The organism is Pseudohongiella sp. (assembly GCF_040877505.1).
GTDB lineage: Bacteria > Pseudomonadota > Gammaproteobacteria > Pseudomonadales > Pseudohongiellaceae > Pseudohongiella.
On the sequence record NZ_JBBDNQ010000019.1, the window covers coordinates 84,347 to 101,844 of the forward strand.

At 55.9% G+C, this 17,498-nt stretch carries 18 protein-coding genes; 10 read left to right on the forward strand and 8 right to left on the reverse strand.

All coding sequences use genetic code 11. The annotated features are described in order from the left end of the window. Positions 1-9: 9 nt before the first annotated feature. Together ptsP and rppH are read right to left on the reverse strand one after the other, a co-directional pair. Positions 10-2,286 (reverse strand): phosphoenolpyruvate--protein phosphotransferase, encoded by a 2,277-nt coding sequence (ptsP, locus tag WD071_RS07270; protein WP_368047691.1) that lies wholly within the window; start codon positions 2,284-2,286, stop codon positions 10-12. Between the two features lie 22 nt (positions 2,287-2,308). Further along, positions 2,309-2,797 (reverse strand): RNA pyrophosphohydrolase, encoded by a 489-nt coding sequence (gene rppH, locus WD071_RS07275; protein WP_368047692.1) that lies wholly within the window; start codon positions 2,795-2,797, stop codon positions 2,309-2,311. 175 nt (positions 2,798-2,972) lie between these two features. Here rppH and WD071_RS07280 point away from each other — a divergent pair, with 175 nt between their 5' ends. Then, on the forward strand, positions 2,973-3,644 hold the full coding sequence (locus tag WD071_RS07280; RefSeq protein ID WP_368047693.1) for an HAD family hydrolase: 672 nt from the start codon (positions 2,973-2,975) through the stop codon (positions 3,642-3,644). Here the strand turns inward: WD071_RS07280 and WD071_RS07285 are convergent. From WD071_RS07285 to WD071_RS07295, 3 genes are read right to left on the reverse strand one after another with little or no spacing between them, the layout of a single operon-like run. Beyond that, positions 3,625-4,143: a glycine cleavage system protein R gene (locus WD071_RS07285; RefSeq protein WP_368047694.1), complete on the reverse strand. Its 519-nt coding sequence runs from the start codon at positions 4,141-4,143 to the stop codon at positions 3,625-3,627. The genes WD071_RS07280 and WD071_RS07285 overlap by 20 nt on opposite strands. A 37-nt stretch (positions 4,144-4,180) precedes the next feature. Continuing rightward, the gene (locus WD071_RS07290) at positions 4,181-5,365 is read right to left on the reverse strand and encodes a sulfite oxidase (protein ID WP_368047695.1); all 1,185 of its coding nucleotides are present in this window, start codon (positions 5,363-5,365) and stop codon (positions 4,181-4,183) included. A gap of 38 nt (positions 5,366-5,403) precedes the next feature. Then, a complete protein-coding gene (locus tag WD071_RS07295) occupies positions 5,404-5,910 on the reverse strand; it encodes a peptidylprolyl isomerase (RefSeq protein WP_368047696.1) in 507 nt (168 codons plus the stop codon). Positions 5,911-5,947: 37 nt separating this feature from the next. Between WD071_RS07295 and WD071_RS07300 the strand changes: the two genes are divergently transcribed. The 4 genes from WD071_RS07300 (at position 5,948) to WD071_RS07315 (ending at position 8,049) form a co-directional block, all read left to right on the forward strand. Further along, positions 5,948-6,613: a hypothetical protein gene (locus tag WD071_RS07300; protein ID WP_368047697.1), complete on the forward strand. Its 666-nt coding sequence runs from the start codon at positions 5,948-5,950 to the stop codon at positions 6,611-6,613. A 152-nt stretch (positions 6,614-6,765) separates the two neighbouring features. Further along, on the forward strand, positions 6,766-7,185 hold the full coding sequence (locus WD071_RS07305) for a rubrerythrin family protein (protein WP_368047698.1): 420 nt from the start codon (positions 6,766-6,768) through the stop codon (positions 7,183-7,185). Positions 7,186-7,212: 27 nt separating this feature from the next. Continuing rightward, the gene (locus tag WD071_RS07310; protein ID WP_368047699.1) at positions 7,213-7,812 is read left to right on the forward strand and encodes a DUF3501 family protein; all 600 of its coding nucleotides are present in this window, start codon (positions 7,213-7,215) and stop codon (positions 7,810-7,812) included. A gap of 63 nt (positions 7,813-7,875) precedes the next feature. Continuing rightward, entirely contained in the window at positions 7,876-8,049 is a 174-nt protein-coding gene (locus WD071_RS07315) for a hypothetical protein (RefSeq protein ID WP_294131617.1), read from the forward strand. A 47-nt stretch (positions 8,050-8,096) separates the two neighbouring features. On the opposite strand, the gene WD071_RS07320 is transcribed toward WD071_RS07315, so the two are convergent. Next, complete coding sequence (locus WD071_RS07320) at positions 8,097-9,029, reverse strand: TraB/GumN family protein (protein WP_368047700.1); 933 nt, start codon at positions 9,027-9,029, stop codon at positions 8,097-8,099. Between the two features lie 98 nt (positions 9,030-9,127). Between WD071_RS07320 and WD071_RS07325 the strand changes: the two genes are divergently transcribed. Beyond that, a complete protein-coding gene (locus WD071_RS07325) occupies positions 9,128-9,481 on the forward strand; it encodes a DUF6164 family protein (protein WP_368047701.1) in 354 nt (117 codons plus the stop codon). 50 nt (positions 9,482-9,531) lie between these two features. Here WD071_RS07325 and WD071_RS07330 read toward each other — a convergent pair whose 3' ends face one another. Then, on the reverse strand, positions 9,532-10,467 hold the full coding sequence (locus WD071_RS07330; protein ID WP_368047702.1) for a LysR family transcriptional regulator: 936 nt from the start codon (positions 10,465-10,467) through the stop codon (positions 9,532-9,534). A gap of 145 nt (positions 10,468-10,612) precedes the next feature. On the opposite strand from WD071_RS07330, the gene metE reads away from it, so the two are divergent. The 4 genes from metE to WD071_RS07350 all read left to right on the forward strand — a co-directional run bounded on the left by metE (position 10,613) and on the right by WD071_RS07350 (position 16,592). Further along, positions 10,613-12,916, forward strand: coding sequence for a 5-methyltetrahydropteroyltriglutamate--homocysteine S-methyltransferase (metE, locus tag WD071_RS07335; protein ID WP_368047703.1), 2,304 nt, complete (start codon positions 10,613-10,615; stop codon positions 12,914-12,916). Between the two features lie 204 nt (positions 12,917-13,120). Next, positions 13,121-13,684 (forward strand): alkyl hydroperoxide reductase subunit C, encoded by a 564-nt coding sequence (gene ahpC, locus WD071_RS07340; RefSeq protein ID WP_368047704.1) that lies wholly within the window; start codon positions 13,121-13,123, stop codon positions 13,682-13,684. Between the two features lie 163 nt (positions 13,685-13,847). Further along, positions 13,848-15,401: an alkyl hydroperoxide reductase subunit F gene (ahpF, locus tag WD071_RS07345; protein WP_368047705.1), complete on the forward strand. Its 1,554-nt coding sequence runs from the start codon at positions 13,848-13,850 to the stop codon at positions 15,399-15,401. A 93-nt stretch (positions 15,402-15,494) separates the two neighbouring features. Further along, on the forward strand, positions 15,495-16,592 hold the full coding sequence (locus WD071_RS07350) for a diguanylate cyclase (protein WP_368047706.1): 1,098 nt from the start codon (positions 15,495-15,497) through the stop codon (positions 16,590-16,592). Between the two features lie 9 nt (positions 16,593-16,601). Here WD071_RS07350 and WD071_RS07355 read toward each other — a convergent pair whose 3' ends face one another. Beyond that, positions 16,602-17,486 (reverse strand): SMP-30/gluconolactonase/LRE family protein, encoded by an 885-nt coding sequence (locus tag WD071_RS07355; protein ID WP_368047707.1) that lies wholly within the window; start codon positions 17,484-17,486, stop codon positions 16,602-16,604. Between the last annotated feature and the right edge of the window lie 12 nt (positions 17,487-17,498).

Below are 17,498 nucleotides of genomic sequence, written 5' to 3' on the forward strand. Positions count from 1 at the left end.
TCCTCAGTGTCAGTTGGTTCGCGACGAACGCAGCAATCGGTCCACGCCGGCATTGTACAGCGCCAGGTCTACGCAGCTGCGTATACTTTCGGCGTCACTCATCTGCATCACATCATGCAACAGACTTTTGGCAGAACTCAGCGTAATCGAACGGATCACGGCTTTCACCTTCAGCAGGGTCGAGGCATTCATCGACAACGTATCAAAGCCCATGGCCATCAACAGAATGGCGGCACCGGGATCACCCGCCATCTCACCACAGATGCTGACCGGCCGGTTTTCGGCATGGGCTGCCGTTACCACATGTTGCAGGGCATTCAGCACGGCCGGATGGAACGCGGAATATAGATCAGCAACGCGCGGGTTATTACGATCCACTGCCAGCAAATACTGCGTCAGGTCATTGCTGCCCACCGACACAAAATCAACGATCTGGCACAGGGCACGGGTCAGGTACACGGCCGCCGGCAGCTCGATCATCACCCCGATGAGGGGCATTTTGACGTCCAGCCCTTCTTCCTGCAGCTCGCGCAAGGCGCGCTTGATAATCTGTATGGAACTGGTGACTTCTTGCAGGTTGGACACCATTGGCAGCATGACCTGAAGATTGTCCAGGCCTTCGCTGGCACGGATCATGGCCCGTGTCTGCGCAATAAAAATCTCCGGGTGGTCCAGTGTCACACGTATGCCACGCCAGCCCAGAAACGGGTTGGCTTCTTCAATCGGGAAGTACGGCAGGGACTTGTCACCGCCAATATCCAGCGTGCGCATGGTCACCGGTTTAGGCGCAAAGGCCTCTAGCTGCTCGCGATAAATGGCAGTCTGTTCCTTCTCACTGGGAAACTGCTCGCTCAGCAGGAAGGGTACTTCAGTACGAAACAGCCCGATGCCTTCCGCACCATGATCCAGCGAGCGCACCACATCGGACATCAAACCAGTGTTCACCCACAGACTGACCCGGTGGTGATCCGGTGTAATGCAGGGCAGATCAATCAGCGCTTCCAGGCCACGGGTAAACTGTTCTTCTTCTTTTAACACTTCGCCATAACGCGCCAGGGTGGCGTCGGACGGACTGGTGAATACTGTGCCGTTGTAGCCATCAACAATCAACTGTCGGCCATCAAGCTTGCGGTAAGGCAAATCCACCGCACCCATCACGGTAGGTATGCCCATGGTGCGGGCGAGAATTGCCACGTGTGAGTTACCTGACCCTTTCACCGAGATCATGCCCACCAGTTTTCCCCGCGGCACTTCCATCAACATTGCTGGCGCCAGGTCTTCGCCGACCAGGATGGTGTTATCGGGGTATTCGCGGGGTTTGGTGCTCTCGGTTTCCTGCAGGTAGGCCAACACCCGACTGCACAGGTCCTTGATATCCGCTGCGCGCTCGCGCAGGTACGGATCCTTCATCTGCTCAAAAGCTTTGACGTGATCGGTTGCAACGTCCGCCAGTGCCCCTTGGGCCCAATTACCCTCCCGAATCAGTTCGTTAACCTCACGTCCCAGCGCGTCATCATCCAGCATGCGCAGGTAAACGTCGAACAGTTCCCGCTCTTCCGGGCGCAGCTGCTGCCCGACGGTTTCACTCAGGGTGCGGATGTCGTCGCGCACGGAAGACAGGGCCATTGCAAAGGCGCGCAGCTCAGCATCAATGTCGGCGACCTGCCGACTCGGAATAATGCTCAGATCGGCACGCGGGAACACCACCACCGCATGACCGATAGCAACACCAGACGCGCCGGAGATACCGGCAAACGTACTGTCAGCGCGCCGTTGACCCGAGGGGCTGACGCCCTGAATGGCCCCGGTGGCTTCGGCTGCGGCGATGACACCTGCCAGTTGCGCGGACAGGGTGATCAGGAATGCTTCTTCACCTGCATCAAAGGAGCGTTTGTCGCGGTGCTGCACAACCAGCACCCCAAGCACCTTGCGATGGTGAATAATGGGCACGCCCAGGAAGGAACTGAACGCTTCCTCGCCGGTTTCCGACAGATAGTGATAATTGGGATGTGACTGTGCATCCTCAAGATTGACCGGCTCGGCATTGCGCGCCACCAGGCCGACCAGACCTTCATCCAGTTGCAGACTGACATGTCCCACCGATTCTTTGCGCAGCCCTTCGGATGCCATCAACACGTGGCTGCCAATGTCGCTGTCCAGCAGGTACACAGAACAAACCTGCGTATTCATAGCTTCGCGCACGCTCGATACTATTACGTCGAGCGCGGACTGGAGGTCCCGGGCGGAGTTCACCGCCTGAACTATGTCACGCAATCTATCAAGCATATGGGGACTGTTTAACAGTGTCTCACGAGTTAATGAACCGGTTCAGGGGCTTGACCAGTTGCTTCAGTGCCTGGCGATAGACTTCTTTTTTAAAATCAATCACCTGGCTAAGAGGATACCAGAAACTGACCCACTGCCAGTCATCGAACTCCGGCGTCATGTTCCTGTTGGCCAGACAGATACGCGACTCATCTCCTCGCATTCCCAGCAAAAACCATTTCTGTTTTTGTCCGATACACACCGGATTGGAATTCTGCCGGATATAGTGCCGCGGCAACTGGTAATACAGCCAATCCCGCGTGCTGGAGAGAATCTCCACGTCCCTGGCCTCAAGCCCGACTTCTTCTTTTAATTCCCTGTACATCGCCTGCTGCAAGCGCTCACCCTGACGAATCCCGCCCTGCGGGAACTGCCAGGCATCCTGGCCAATGCGTTTGGCCCACAACACCTGCCCTCTGGGATTACAGATGATGATACCGACATTTGGTCTGAAACCTTCAGCATCGATCATGTTGGTGTCTCATTGATTCCCGTTGACGCAGTGGTAGAGCAGTTGCCCAGTGTCGTTTTGCAGTGCTATATCAGCTATGCATTGTTTCACAGATTCGTCCGGCAAAAAAGCGCCGGTCTCAGGTTATAATGACCGCCCGTTAAACCCGTCGCAATTGATAGCAGGGACTGACTTCATGACAAAACTGGCCATTTTTGACCTCGATAACACCTTGCTGGCAGGCGACAGTGATCACGCCTGGGGCGAATTCCTGTGCCAGGCTGGCCTGGTTGATGCCGAAGCGCACCGGCGCCGCAATGATGCCTTCTACCAGCAATACAAGCAGGGTGTGCTGGACATGAACGAGTATTGTGAGTTCGCCATCGCGCCAGTGGTCGGTTTGCCGGTCACCCGTCTGGCTGAGCTGCACGCCCAGTTCATGACCGAATTTGTTGAACCCATGCTGCAGGCCAGCGCGCAAAAACTGATCGACGATCACAAGGCGGCGGGCGACATCTGCCTGATTGTGACGGCCACCAACCGCTTTATTACCGGCCCTATTGCAGACCGGTTGGGTATCACTCATCTGATTGCCACAGATCTGGCACAGGTGGCGGGTGTGCTGACGGGAAAAATCGAAGGCAAGCCCTGTTTCCAGGCTGGCAAGATCGACAAATTTCAATCCTGGTTGCGCGAACAGAACGATGCAGCGCTGTCCATGCAGGACGCCGTGTTCTACAGCGATTCGTTCAACGATATTCCGCTCATGGAGGCCGTGGGTGAAGCCGTGGCCGTGGACCCGGACGACAGGCTGCGGCAACACGCCAGCGACCGGGGCTGGCGTATCATCAGTCTGCGATCAGGCTGATATCCACAATCAGGTCATCTGCCAGACGTTCGAGCTCGGTGCGCAGGGACTCGATATCAAGATCCGCCGGAATATGCAGGACCGCTTCGGCGCGGAACAGAATATCCGACGACATGGGCGCTGGCACGCATTCAGTATCCAGATCGTCGACGTTCACGTTATGACGCGCCAGGGCGCCCGAGATGTCGCGGATGATACCCGGACGGTCATTGCCGACCAGACTCAGACGCAAGGCACGCTGCGATTTTTCCGTTTCCGGCTGGGCAGAGCGTTCAACAATAAGTTTCAGCCGTGGCGACAAGGCACCCAGCGCTGATACCAGCGCCTCAGCTTTGTCTTCCTCCACACTGACCCGCAGGATACCGGCAAATTTACCCGCCAGCCGGGACATGTTGCTCTCCAGCCAGTTGCCCTGGTGTTGCGCCACGATCTGCGCCAGCGACTCCACCAGTCCGGGTTGATCGTTGCCGATCAGCGTCAGCACCAGATATGTTTTCATAAGCAAAGGCTCTCTTCAGGGCATGATGAATATTGGCTCATGTAATCATGACACGGCGCGGGAACTGGCCAAACTCTTCCCAGTAACTCACACGCTCGGGCAAATCCTCTGCCACCGCCTGTGTATTGCCATTGATGTCAGTGACGCGCGACACAAGTGTGTGCTCACCCGGGGCAGCGCTCTGCCAGTCAAAATGGAAGGGTTTCCAGCTGTACGTGGAAGCCTGTGGATCAATGTCAGCCTGCTGCCAGGCACCGCCATCTATACTGATTTCGACACTTCGCAACGGCGTCCCATCGTTCAGGGCAAACCCGCTGATGCGATGGCTGTTGCCGCGGCGGGTGACACGGGCTATGACCGATTTGAGGTTCATGCGTGCCACTGAATTTTCCACCCAGCGCGCCTGACCGCCCACCATCTCCTTTTTCAGGGTCACGTAATCACGGCCCATGAAGCGCCCCATGTACCGCGTATCCTGGACATGAATCTGGGTCAGCCATTTCACGTTGGCAACGCCGTAGAAGCCGGGCACCAGCAATCGCACCGGGCGACCGTGGTGTACAGGCAATGGCTGGCCATTCATTTCAAAGGCGATCATATTGTCATCGCGCATGGCATCTTCCAGTGACAGGCTGCGGGCAAAAGCCTTATCGACTTCGCGGCCACGAATTTCCTCCTGGCCGATATCACCGCCAAAAAACACCACTTCACGCCCGTTTTCCTGCACACCCGCGCGTTCCAGCAATGCCTTCAGGTTGATGCCGCGCCAGCGCGCATTGCCGACCAGACCGTGATACATGCGATTGCCATTGCCGCCGCACTCAAAACCAACATCCAGAGTCTGATCGGGCAGGGCCATCAACTCGTCCAGCGTGAAGCTCAGGGGCCGGTCTACCAACCCGGTCACGGTCAGGCGGTAACTGCTCACATCCAGTTCCGGTTGACCATAGTGCTGCACGACATAAAAGTCGTCGCTGTAGAAGTTGTTAATCTGGCGGGTATCAATGATGTGAGTCATGCCCGGGCGGCGTGGGCCCGGGTCATAACCCTCGGGCACGTCCAGAAACGGTACCAGTTCTTCCCCCTGGGCCAGGGCCCGCCACGGAAAGCCGGCGCTGGCGGCCATGACCCCGGCGCCCAGTCCGGCCTTCAACATATTTCTGCGGCTTTCGCTTGTTACGGCCTCTTCGTTTTTCAGTGACCCATCGCTCTTTCGTGACATAACCCCACCTGTTCTCGTTTTTGTTGTGTTTTCACAAATCAGTGCTGATGCCCGCCGGGTCCATGCACGTGACGGTGTGCCACCTCTTCCGCGGACGCCTGTCGCACACCCAGCACTTCAATCTGGTAATGCAATGTTCTGCCGGCATACGGATGGTTGGTGTCCAGGTCAACGTTGAATTTTCCGACCTTGATGACCAATGCATTCTTGGCGCCACGATTGGTTTTAACCGACACGATGGTTCCCGGCACCAGATGTTTGCGCTCCGGGGCGCGATGCAAATGCTTGATCGGGACTCTCAGCAACTCGTTAGAGGTGCGCGGGCCGTATGCCTGTTCCGGCGTCAGCGTGATCTCAATGCGATCTCCCGCACGCTTGCCCGCCATCGCCTGCTCAAGGCCCGGCACCACATTGCCGTGGCCATGCAGATACAGCAGAGGTTGACGGCCAAACGATGCCTCCAGCCATTGCGAGCGGTTGCCATCAGGGCGTACTTCGCACAGGCGGTAGTGAAACGCGACCACCCGGTTGGTTTCCACACGCATGGTCAGATGTGAGGGCGGCTCCTGGACACTGCTGAAGTTGACGGACGCGCCTTCTACCCGCTCTTTCTCTACAGGTTTCTCCGCAGGTTTCTCCGCAGGTTTCTCAGTGACTTTTTTGCCGGATTTTGCAGCAACTTGCTTGGTGGTTTTCTTGGCAACGCTCGACGCTGGCTTGGCTTTGGCTGCAGTTGCGGCCTTGCCTACCGGCTTTTTCGGCGCACTGCTTGCCGCAGTTTTTGTTGCCGCAGTCTTTGTAGCTTTGGCCGGTTTCGCCGCTGTGGTCGCTTTCACCGAATTAGCGGCTGGTTTGGTCCCTGTCTTGGCGCTGGTTTTATTGGCTGGGGCTGGCTTAGTCGCGGTTTTAACCGGCTTTGCAGTCGCCGCCTTGCTCGCCGTTTTGGGCGTGGCTTTTGTTGCAGTTTTTGCTGCAGCCTTGACCGCTGTTTTGGCAGCAGGCTTCCTGGCTGCCGCCTTCGCTGGCTTGGCGGCGGCTGCTTTTGCTGTTGTTTTGCTGCCCGATTTGGCGGCAGGTGCTGACTTGCTGACGGGTTTGGCCGTCTTCGCTGCAGGTTTGGTTGTCTTCGCTGCAGGCTTTGGCGTCTTAACAGGTTTTTCAGCGCTGGTGTCGGCTTTTTTGGTGCGTGTTGCTTTGGCTTTAGTGTCAGTCATACCGATCTCTCTCTGTCTGGATGATCGATTCTAGCAGATTGCCCCGAGTATGAAATACGTCTCACCGCTTAGATTGCATCCGATCATGAGGATCAACAAAAAAACCATTAGAATCGTGCAGATTACTGCGATATGTTCACACGCTTGGCGTACGCTCACTACCTGCCAGGACCCGGAGACAAGACCATGTCACTGAAAGACACCAAAACGGAAGCCAACCTCAAGCTCGCATTCGCGGCTGAGTCTCAGGCAAACCGTCGTTATCTGTACTTTGCCCAGAAAGCCGATATTGAAAGTCGCAGCGAAATCTCGGCGCTGTTTCGCTCCACCGCGGAAGGGGAAACGGGTCACGCTCACGGCCACCTGGAGTACCTGGAGGCCGTGGGTGATCCGGTCACCGGTCTGCCCATCGGCAGCACGGCTGACAACCTGAAGTCAGCCATTGCCGGAGAAATCCATGAATACACAGACATGTACCCTGGCATGGCAAAAGAGGCGCGCGACGAAGGTTTTGATGAGATCGCAGACTGGATGGAAACCCTGGCCAGGGCCGAACGCTCACACGCCAACCGCTTCCAGAAAGCGCTCGACAACCTGGAAGATTAATCCAGGCCACAGCGCCAGGGCAGAACCATGAAAAAACTGACGGTTGCGGACATAGGATCGCTGGACCAATATCAGCAACAACGTTCGGCTTTTCGCCAGGCCATCATTGCGCACAAACGCAACCGGCGTATTGCGCTGGGGCCAAATGCCACACTGCACTTTGAAGATTTCATGACCATGAAATATCAGGTGCAGGAAATGATGCGCGCCGAAAACCTGAACAGCAGCGAGGCCATTGCCCAGGAGCTGGCAGCATACAACCCCCTCATTCCTGATGGCAGCAACCTGAAGTGCACATTCATGCTCGAATATGCCGACGAGAACGAGCGCCGTCAGGCCTTGCGCGAGCTACTGGCTATTGAGCAGACTGTTTCAATGCAAATTGAAGGTCATCCTGCAGTGTTCGCCATCACCGACGAAGACCTTTGCCGAACAACGCAGGAGAAAACCTCAGCGGTGCATTTTATGCGCTTCGAATTCACCAGCGACATGATTGCGGCTGCGCAGAACGGAGCGCATTGGTCAGTGCGCTGCGATCACCCGGCGTACCGGTACTGCGTTGACCCGATACCGGACAACGTCACCCGCGCTCTGTGTCGCGACTTCGGGGCTGACAAGGCGCGCTGACAGCAAGGGCCGGAATGGTGTATACTAACGGGCTCACAAATAGTAAACCCCAAGGTTGACAGTATGTCCAAGTCTAAAAAAGATCTGCCCGTTTGCGACAGAGATGATCTGGCCCGCCAGATGGCGGCCTTCGTAAAATCGGGTGGAAAAGTACAACAGATCCCAACCGGCACCAGCGGCCAGACACATACCCGCGGACCGCGTCAGATTATTCTGAGCCATAAAACCGCAAACTGATACGCAACGCGGAGCCGACATCACGCCGGATCCGCGACCAGGCCGAACTACCCGTCAGACGCCCCGGCGCCAACCTTGCTGACCTCGTAACCGCGCGCTGAGAGCATCGCCAACAAGCCATGCTCTCCGATCAGGTGCGCCGCGCCCACCAGCACAAATTCAGTGCCTGCCTCATCAAACATCGCTTCTACCTGTGGCAGCCAGTTATTGTTGCGTACCACCAGCATACTGTCGTAAAGCTCCGGCGCCTCCTCCAGCATGGGCCTGATGAACTGATCTTCCAGCGCCGCCAGATCGCCCGTGCGCCAGGCGGTGATCATCTCCTCCATGGCCTCCCCGGCTGTTTCCAGATCACGCAGGGAATACATCACAAACTCGCTCTCGTAACCTTCCCCCATGGCCGCCAGCAACTCAATCTGCTGGTCAATGGTTTCCAGCTCGCCGCGCGCCTTGCCATCCCCCACGGCACGGGTGTTGTAGTAGGCATCCACGCCCTGGGGCGTAAAACCCATGCTTTGGAATTCGATCACGGTCAGGGTGCTGAGCAAAAGGCCGGGCTTGAAGTTCTGAATCATCGCCATCGGCAAACCCGCTTCCCCGGCATAGGCAGACAATGCTGTATAGGTCTCCTCATCCAGCACAGTTTCCAGCGTGCGGCCATCCTGATACATCAATTGCTGCATCATGCGTGCCTGCACCGACATATCTGCCATCTGGGCCTGATCAATCTCGAAGAACAACCGGTCCGATGCCTGATAGGCCGTTTCAAAGGCCTCCGGTAGCGGATAATCCCCGGGACGCAGCAAGTGGATCGTGCCACCAAGGAACACCGTATCGTCGCCCTTACTGGCTTGCCAGACCGAGGTGTCAGCGCTGGCCGGCAGAACATGGGCAAACAGCAATAACGCGACAGCTGCAACCCGGGTCACCCGGCACACATACGTTTCGTGGCCAGCCACCCTTTCTGTTAGACTGCGCATTGTTCGTTTCACTGATAATCGCTTATCCATTGCTGCTCCTGAACTATTTGTGAACTATTTGTTCTTCATTCAATTAAGCCCCTGCAAGGCCGGAATCCATGGCAAAGCTGCTGTTTCGACTGCGAAATGTACCCGAAGACGAGGCCACCGAAGTCCGCGAGCTGCTGGAAACCAACAAAATCCCGTTTTATGAGACCAGCGCCGGCAACTGGGGCATCTCCATGCCCGGCCTGTGGCTGCACCATGATACGGACTATACACAGGCCCGGGCACTGCTGGATGACTACCAGCACCAGCGCCTGCAACGTATGCGCGCGCAATACCTGGCTGACAGAGCGGCAGGAACTGCCGACACCATGTTCAGCATGTTGCGCCGGGAACCGGCCCGGGTCATCGGTTATCTGGTCATCATCATTGCTGTGGCAGCCATTTCCATTCTCATCTTCTACTGACTGTTTCATCTGCTTCACTTTGTGACTTTAGTTCACCATGACCGAATCAGTCATATGATTTTTGTATCATCGTCAGCAGCAACCACATTCGGCAGATGACGCAGGCAATGCGCTCTGGCCAGCGTCAGAAAGTCCTGCAGGAATACCTGGCGTTTCTGCTCACTTCGAATCGCGGCGTAGAGCACCGGCCATACGCCATCCGCCCCCGCCCGGCGAACAGAGATTAATCCCTGGGCCAGATAGTCCGCCAGGACCCAATTGGGCAACGCACACACACCCAGACCACTGGCGGCCAGCTGTACCATCATTAATGTCAATTCAGTGTTGCGTACCGTTTTGGGGCTGATCCCTGCAGGATCCAGAAATTGCCTGAAAATATCCAGACGTTCACGTGACACCGGGTACGTAATCACGGTTTCCTCTATCAGATCCTGTGGCGTCAGGTAGTCTCTGGTCAGCAAATGATGGTCATTGGCCAGTGCGACCTGCATCTCATAAGCAAACAAGGGCAGATAACTGATACCGCTGATGGGCTGGGGATCCGATGTAATGACCAGATCAACCTCACCACGCGCCAGCGCTGGCAACGGTTCGAAAATAAACCCGCCGGAAAAATCCAGAACGACTCCGGGCCATTGCCGACGGTAAGTTTCCAGCACCGGCATCAGCCAGTTAAAACAACTGTGGCATTCAATCGCCAGGTGCAGTCGGCCCGCCTCGCCATGCAACAGCTTTTGAATGTCCCGCTCAGTGTCTTCCACCCGAACCAGGACGTCATCGGCCAGCGCCAGCAAACGCTGGCCTGGCTCAGTGAATCGCAAGGGCCGACTCTTGCGCACAAACAGCTCGCAGGACAGCCGGGATTCCAGATCCTTCAACTGATGCGAGAGTGCAGACTGGGTCACACAAAGACGATCCGCAGCCTCAACCAGGCTCCCGCTTTCACGCAGCGTGATCAGTGTTCTCAAGTGACGTAGCTCCAGCATTCAACACCTCTGCGCTTGACGGTACACCATTCTAATCAAATTTAATTCATATTAAAAATGAAAATCTTCAGTTTGATTCATGATCATCTCTGCCCCAGAATGCGCTCGGTCAGATAGACAACGACGTGCAGCATCAGGAGTTTTCATGAGCAAACAGATACAGACACACAGCCTGGGTTTCCCACGTATTGGCGGCGACAGGGAACTGAAAAAGGCTCTGGAAGCCTATTGGCGAGGCGACCTAAAACAGTCCGGACTGGAAGATATCGGACGCCAGCTACGGCGGCAGCACTGGCAATTGCAGGCTGATGCAAATCTGGATCTGATTCCCTGTGGCGACTTCGCCTGGTATGACCAGGTGTTAACGCTATCCGCTACAGTCGGCAACATACCGGCGCGCCACCGCAATCAGGACGGCAGGGCAACCGACCTGGACACCCTGTTTCGTGTGGCTCGTGGCCGGGCACCCACAGGCGCCCCGGCATCCGCCAGTGACATGACCAAGTGGTTCGATACCAACTACCACTACATCGTGCCCGAGTTCAGCCCACAACAGACCTTCGCGCTGGAATGGCGTCAGATCATCGATGAAACCCGCGAAGCAGTAGCGTTGGGCCATGCAGCCAAGCCGGTTCTGGTGGGGCCGGTGACCTACCTATGGCTGGGCAAAGGAACATCACCGGATTTCGACCGACTGACGCTGTTGCCGGCTTTGCTGAAAGCGTACCAAGCACTGTTGCGGGCCCTGAGCGACGCAGGTGCGCAGTGGGTGCAGATTGATGAACCCATACTCAGTCTCGATTTATCAGCGAAGTGGCAACGCGCTTTTGACAAAGCTTACAATCAATTGCAAAGCTGCCCGGTAAAAATTCTGCTGGCCAACTACTTCGGTGGGTTTGAAGAGAATCTGCAAACTGCTCTCAATCTGCCCGTCGCCGGCATACACATCGATGCGGTGCGAGCGCCGACAGAAATACAACCCATCCTGGACTGGCTGCCGCAGAACAAGGTCCTTTCCGTCGGCATCATTGATGGCCGCAATGTCTGGCGCAACAACCTGCGACAATCCCTGTTGGCGCTGGAATCTGCCCAGGATAAACTGGGTGAGCGCCTGTGGCTGGCGCCGTCCTGCTCCTTGCTGCACGTGCCCGTTGATCTGGTCACTGAGACAAGTCTGCCCCCCGCGCTGCATGACTGGCTTGCCTTCGCCACCCAGAAACTGCATGAACTGAGCACTCTCAATAGTTTACTGCGCGCAGATGACCACCCAGGCGCCCAGGCCGCGCTGGACAACAGTGACCGTATTGTCCGGCTCCGGCGCAATTCGGACCTGCGACACAACCCGGATGTACAGGCGCGATTGCGCAATATCCAGACCACTGACGGACAGCGCGACAGTTTATTCCCGGTGCGCTATCAAGCCCAGCAACAGATCCTGCAGTTGCCGACATTCCCCACGACCACTATCGGATCATTCCCGCAGACGCCTGCCATCAGACAAGCCCGCCAACAATTCAAGGCAGGGCAGCTTGCACCTGATGCGTATCAGTTGCGTATGCGAACGGAAATTGCCGAAGCCATACAGCGCCAGGAGTCTCTGGATATCGACGTCCTTGTGCACGGCGAAGCAGAACGTAATGACATGGTGGAGTACTTTGGCGAACAACTTGACGGTTATCTGTTTACACAATATGGCTGGGTGCAAAGTTATGGTTCGCGCTGCGTCAAACCACCCATCATTTATGGCGATATTCGTCGGCGACAGGCCATGACAGTGGACTGGATCAGCTATGCACAATCACTGACCCAAAAACCGGTGAAAGGCATGCTTACCGGCCCCATCACTATGCTGAGCTGGTCATTTGTGCGCGATGACCAACCCCGCGAAACTACGGCCATGCAAATTGCGCTGGCGCTTCGTGACGAGGTGCGCGACCTGGAAAGCGCAGGCGTTCACGTTATCCAGGTGGACGAACCGGCCATTCGCGAAGGCCTGCCGTTGCGCAAAGCGCAGCGTCAACGCTATCTGGACTGGGCCGTTAAGGCGTTCCGGCTGACAACCTGTTGTGTGCGCGATGACACCCAGATTCATACCCACATGTGTTATTCCGATTTTAATGACATTATCGACGCCATTGCCGCATTGGACGCCGACGTTATTACTATCGAGACTTCGCGCTCCAACGGTGACTTGTTACAGGCTTTCGAAGATTATCGGTACCCCAACGCAATTGGACCTGGTGTCTACGACATCCATTCACCCAACGCACCAGAATATGACGCCATGATGGATATCATGCATCGTGCCGTCACGCGAATCCCCCCCGAACGTCTCTGGGTAAACCCCGATTGTGGCCTTAAAACCCGAAGCTGGCCCGAAACTGAAGTGGCGTTGCGCGGTATGGTCGCCGTTGCCAGGTCGTTACGACAGCAGTATCTCCCTGACTGAACCTGCCGGACCGGGGCGCGACGCAGAGCCCCGGTCCCTATTCGCCCGTCTGCATCCATGTGTCGCCGCTAACGATTCACTTTATCTATCGTTGTGCAATAAATATTTCATTTTACCTAAGCAGCCTTCGCCGTTATCATGGCGCTCGTAAACTTAATCAGCCACCCCCACACTGGAACGGCTAGACGACAAAGGAGCATTAACGTGTCATTGATCAACACTGAAGTAAAACCATTTAAAGCGACTGCTTTCCATAACGGCGAATTCGTGGACGTCTCTGAAGCGGATCTCAAGGGCAAGTGGTCAGTCGTATTTTTCTATCCGGCTGACTTCACTTTCGTGTGCCCGACTGAGCTGGGTGACCTGGCTGACAACTACGAAGAACTGAAAAGCCGCGGCGTTGAAGTATACAGCGTGTCTACCGACACTCACTTCACCCACAAAGCCTGGCACGACAGTTCAGAGACCATTGGCAAAATCACCTACCCGATGATCGGCGACCCCACCGGCATCATCAGCCGCAACTTCGAAGTCATGATAGAAGAAGTAGGCCTGGCTGAGCGCGGTACCTTCGTGATCGACCCCGAAGGTGTTATCCAGATCGTGGAAATCTCCGCCGGTAACATTGGCCGCGATGCTTCCGAGCTGCTGCGCAAGGTCAAAGCGGCGCAGTATGTTGCCAAGCACCCTGGCGAGGTCTGCCCGGCCAAGTGGAAAGAAGGCGAAGCCACACTGGCACCGTCACTGGATCTGGTCGGCAAGATCTGATCCACCCGCTTTGATCACCAACGCTGTCTGATCTTAGCCCGAGAGCCCGGGCGCGAACCGTCCGGGCTTTTTTGTGCCCGAATTTTGTCGACCGTACCGGATTCACAGAATCCCAAGTTAACCAAACGCTTGTTAAGGACAGTCTTAGAGAGGAATTTCTTAAATGTTAGACACCAACATGAAAGCCCAGTTAAAGACCTACCTGGAAAAAGTCACACGGCCTTTCGAGATTGTTGCGTCATTGGACGACAGTGCCAAGTCCGCCGAATTACGCGCGCTTGTTCACGACATCGCGAGCCTGACCGACAAGATTACAATACGCGAAGATGGTGACGATGCGCGCAAGCCGTCGTTTGCCCTGCAGCGCCCGGACGCCGAGATGCACCTGCGCTTTGCCGGCATTCCCATGGGTCACGAGTTCACCTCACTGGTGCTGGCGCTGCTGCAGACCGGCGGCCATCCGCCCAAACTCAGCGACGAAAAAGTTGAGCAGATCAAAGCCATCAAAGGCGAATTCGTCTTTGAAACCTACTTCTCGCTGTCATGCCAGAACTGCCCGGACGTGGTGCAGGCATTGAACCTGATGGCTGTGTTGAACCCCAACATCAGACATGTTGCCATTGACGGCGCACTGTTCCAGAACGAAGTGGACCAGCGCCAGGTGATGTCAGTGCCCAGCATTTATCTGAATGGTGAGGCCTTTGGCCAGGGCCGTATGGGTATTGATGAAATCCTGGCCAAAATCGATACCGGCGCCGTTGAACGCGAAGCAGAAAAAATTAACAACAAGGAACCCTTTGATGTGCTGATCGTGGGTGGCGGCCCGGCCGGTGCCGCCGCCGCGATATACGCAGCGCGTAAAGGCATCCGCACCGGTGTTGCCGCCGAGCGTTTCGGCGGTCAGGTGCTGGATACCATGGCGATTGAAAATTTTGTATCCGTGCAGGAAACCGAAGGCCCGAAACTGGCGCGGGAACTGGAAGAGCATGTCAAACAGTACGACGTCGATATCATGAATCTGCAGCGCGCCTCAGCCCTGATTCCCGCAGCCGAAACCGGCGGCCTGCACGAGATCAGGTTCGACAACGGTGCCTCGCTGCGCTCAAAGACCGTGATTCTTAGCACCGGCGCGCGCTGGCGCGAACTCAATGTGCCCGGCGAAACCGAGTACCGCAATAAAGGTGTTGCCTACTGCCCGCATTGCGACGGCCCTCTGTACAAAGGCAAACGCGTGGCCGTCGTTGGTGGCGGCAACTCCGGTATCGAGGCCGCCATCGATCTGGCCGGTCTGGTGAAACACGTGACAGTGATTGAGTTTGCCGACACCCTGAAGGCTGATGACGTACTGCAACGCAAGCTGCACAGCCTGCCCAATGTCAGTGTCATCACCTCGGCACAAACCACTCAGGTGCTGGGCGACAAGCACAAGGTCACCGGCATCGAATATAAAGACCGCAACAGCAACGAGCTGCACACTGTCGAGTTGGAAGGCATTTTTGTGCAAATCGGCCTGCTGCCAAACAGCGAGTGGTTAAACGGTGCAGTGACCACCAGCAAGCACGGCGAGATCGAGATTGATGCCAAAGGCCAGACCAATATCCCCGGTGTTTTTGCCGCCGGTGATGTCACCAATGTGCCTTACAAACAGATTATCATTGCCATGGGTGAAGGCTCACGCTCTTCTCTTAGCGCCTTTGATTATCTGATTCGTCATTGATTCAGACAACAAACAGGGATTGCCATATGCGTTGAACCGCTGCATAGTTGTGATCGTAGTCAGGTGTTTGACGATTGGACCAGGAACAAAAGGATGCGTGAACCAACTAACCAGTCCCGCCACACAGACCCTATCCAGCAGATTCGCGGCAAGCGCATAGGCCAGGGCATTCTGGTCATGCTGCTCGCGGTGAGTGCCCTGTCACTTGTCAACTTTTTCGACAACCAGAGCGTTGTAGTGGCGTCGCTCTTATTTACTATGGTCTTTCTGCTGCTGGCGCTGCTCCTGTTGCGTAAGGGCCATGCACAATCTGCCGCCGCGCTCACCGTTGTTGTCATGTTCGTTTGTGTTGCGCAAGCCATGTGGGGCGGTGCAGGACTGCGCTCTTCAGCATTGACGGGTTACCCTGCGGTCCTCTTGTTTGCCATGATCATGCTGGGTAAACGCACCTTTTATATTGCGCTGGCTGCCATGGCGGCATACATGATTATTCTGATTTACGCGACCCAGAATGGCTGGCGGGTTGGTACGGAAGAACCCATGGGTTATCGCTGGCTGGGGGACTATGGCGTCATCCTGATCGCCGCGGCCTTCATAATCCGGGTACTGGCCTCCGATCTCCTGGCATTACTGGATGCGCTCCACATTCAGATGGACGACGCCACGCAGTCCAGACTTCAGGCCGAGCACCTGGCCAATCACGACAATCTGACCGGTCTGCCCAACCGCCGCATGGCCGAGCATTATTTTAAGGAACTGCTGAGACTCAGTGAGCAAGAAGATGCCGGTGTCGGTCTGGTTTTTGTTGATATAGACAATTTCAAAATTATCAATGACTCTCACGGCCACCATCTGGGCGATGAGCTGCTTTGCCACCTGGGGGAAACAATCGGATCTCAACTGCGAAAATCCGATCGCCTGGTCCGCATCGCCGGTGACGAATTTTTGATCCTGCTACCCGGCATAGCCAAAGCCAAAGATGTTGAATATATTCTCGAAAAAATCAACCACGCAATCTCCCTCCCGATTACGCTGCAGGGAGAAACCCTGGTACCGGCCGTCTCCATGGGGGTAGCGCTGGCGCCACAGCACGGCCAGGACTTCAAGGACCTGATGGGCAAGGCGGATCTTGCCATGTATCAGGCCAAAGCTGACGGGCGTAATCAGTACCAGTTCTACCGCCCGGCATAATCTGGCTTGTCAGTACATGCCTTTAACGTTCATTTGCAGAGCAAACAGACTGCTGCGCGCGGTGACAAACAGCACATCACGATCAGAGCCCCCGAACGTCATGTTGGCAGGTGCCAACGGGAATGTCAGTGTGTCCAGCAACTCACCTGCCGGGCTGTAAACGGTAATATTGTTGCCGCCGGTCAGGTAAAGGTTCCCGTGCTCATCCAGCGTTAAACCATCAGAGCCCTGTTCTGCCAGCAGACGCTTATTGTCGACCTGACCTGGCGCAGTAATGTCATAGGCGTAGGTCTCGTTACCCAGATGGTCCGCGACATACAGGGTCTGTCCATCGCGGGTACCGATAATGCCATTGGGTTTTACCAGATCGGTAATGATGGCCACGGCTTCATCGGCACCTGGCGCCAGATAGTACACATAGTAGCCGGGCTGGGGATTATTGGACTCATCACCGTAACGTGGGTCAGTGAAATAGATGCCACCTTCGGCGTCGAGCCAAAGATCATTGGGGCTGTTAAACGGCTCGCTTTCGTACTCGTCGACAACCACCGCGGCCTGACCATCACTGTTGAGAGCGGTGATACGACCGGCGCCACCTTCCGCCGCAAACAATTGCCAATCGCGATCAAAGAACAGACCATTGGTACCGTTACTGTTCTCGCGAAAGGTCTGCAACTCGCCTGCATTGGTCCACACATAGTTGGTGCTGGTCGGAATATCAGAGAAATAGACATTGCCCTCGGCATCGGCCGCAGGACCTTCAGTAAATACGAACCCATCCGTCAGCAATTCCGCTTCGACACCGGGGGCCACCAGCTCAGCGTTTTGGGCGAACGCCGATCCTGCCAGCAGGGCAAATGTACCTGCGATTGATCGCAATATTATTTTATTCATAGTCAGTCACTC

Coding starts and splice junctions, on each gene's coding strand:
- WD071_RS07305 (WP_368047698.1), top strand. CDS start 6,766: ATGTCACTGAAAGACACCAAAACGGAAGCCAACCTCAAGCTCGCATTC.
- WD071_RS07310 (WP_368047699.1), top strand. CDS start 7,213: ATGAAAAAACTGACGGTTGCGGACATAGGATCGCTGGACCAATATCAG.
- WD071_RS07315 (WP_294131617.1), top strand. CDS start 7,876: ATGTCCAAGTCTAAAAAAGATCTGCCCGTTTGCGACAGAGATGATCTG.
- WD071_RS07290 (WP_368047695.1), bottom strand. CDS start 5,365: ATGTCACGAAAGAGCGATGGGTCACTGAAAAACGAAGAGGCCGTAACA.
- WD071_RS07280 (WP_368047693.1), top strand. CDS start 2,973: ATGACAAAACTGGCCATTTTTGACCTCGATAACACCTTGCTGGCAGGC.
- WD071_RS07330 (WP_368047702.1), bottom strand. CDS start 10,467: ATGCTGGAGCTACGTCACTTGAGAACACTGATCACGCTGCGTGAAAGC.
- WD071_RS07285 (WP_368047694.1), bottom strand. CDS start 4,143: ATGAAAACATATCTGGTGCTGACGCTGATCGGCAACGATCAACCCGGA.
- WD071_RS07350 (WP_368047706.1), top strand. CDS start 15,495: ATGCGTGAACCAACTAACCAGTCCCGCCACACAGACCCTATCCAGCAG.
- WD071_RS07355 (WP_368047707.1), bottom strand. CDS start 17,486: ATGAATAAAATAATATTGCGATCAATCGCAGGTACATTTGCCCTGCTG.
- WD071_RS07320 (WP_368047700.1), bottom strand. CDS start 9,029: ATGCGCAGTCTAACAGAAAGGGTGGCTGGCCACGAAACGTATGTGTGC.
- ptsP (WP_368047691.1), bottom strand. CDS start 2,286: ATGCTTGATAGATTGCGTGACATAGTTCAGGCGGTGAACTCCGCCCGG.
- WD071_RS07325 (WP_368047701.1), top strand. CDS start 9,128: ATGGCAAAGCTGCTGTTTCGACTGCGAAATGTACCCGAAGACGAGGCC.
- ahpF (WP_368047705.1), top strand. CDS start 13,848: ATGTTAGACACCAACATGAAAGCCCAGTTAAAGACCTACCTGGAAAAA.
- rppH (WP_368047692.1), bottom strand. CDS start 2,797: ATGATCGATGCTGAAGGTTTCAGACCAAATGTCGGTATCATCATCTGT.
- WD071_RS07295 (WP_368047696.1), bottom strand. CDS start 5,910: ATGCGTGTGGAAACCAACCGGGTGGTCGCGTTTCACTACCGCCTGTGC.
- metE (WP_368047703.1), top strand. CDS start 10,613: ATGAGCAAACAGATACAGACACACAGCCTGGGTTTCCCACGTATTGGC.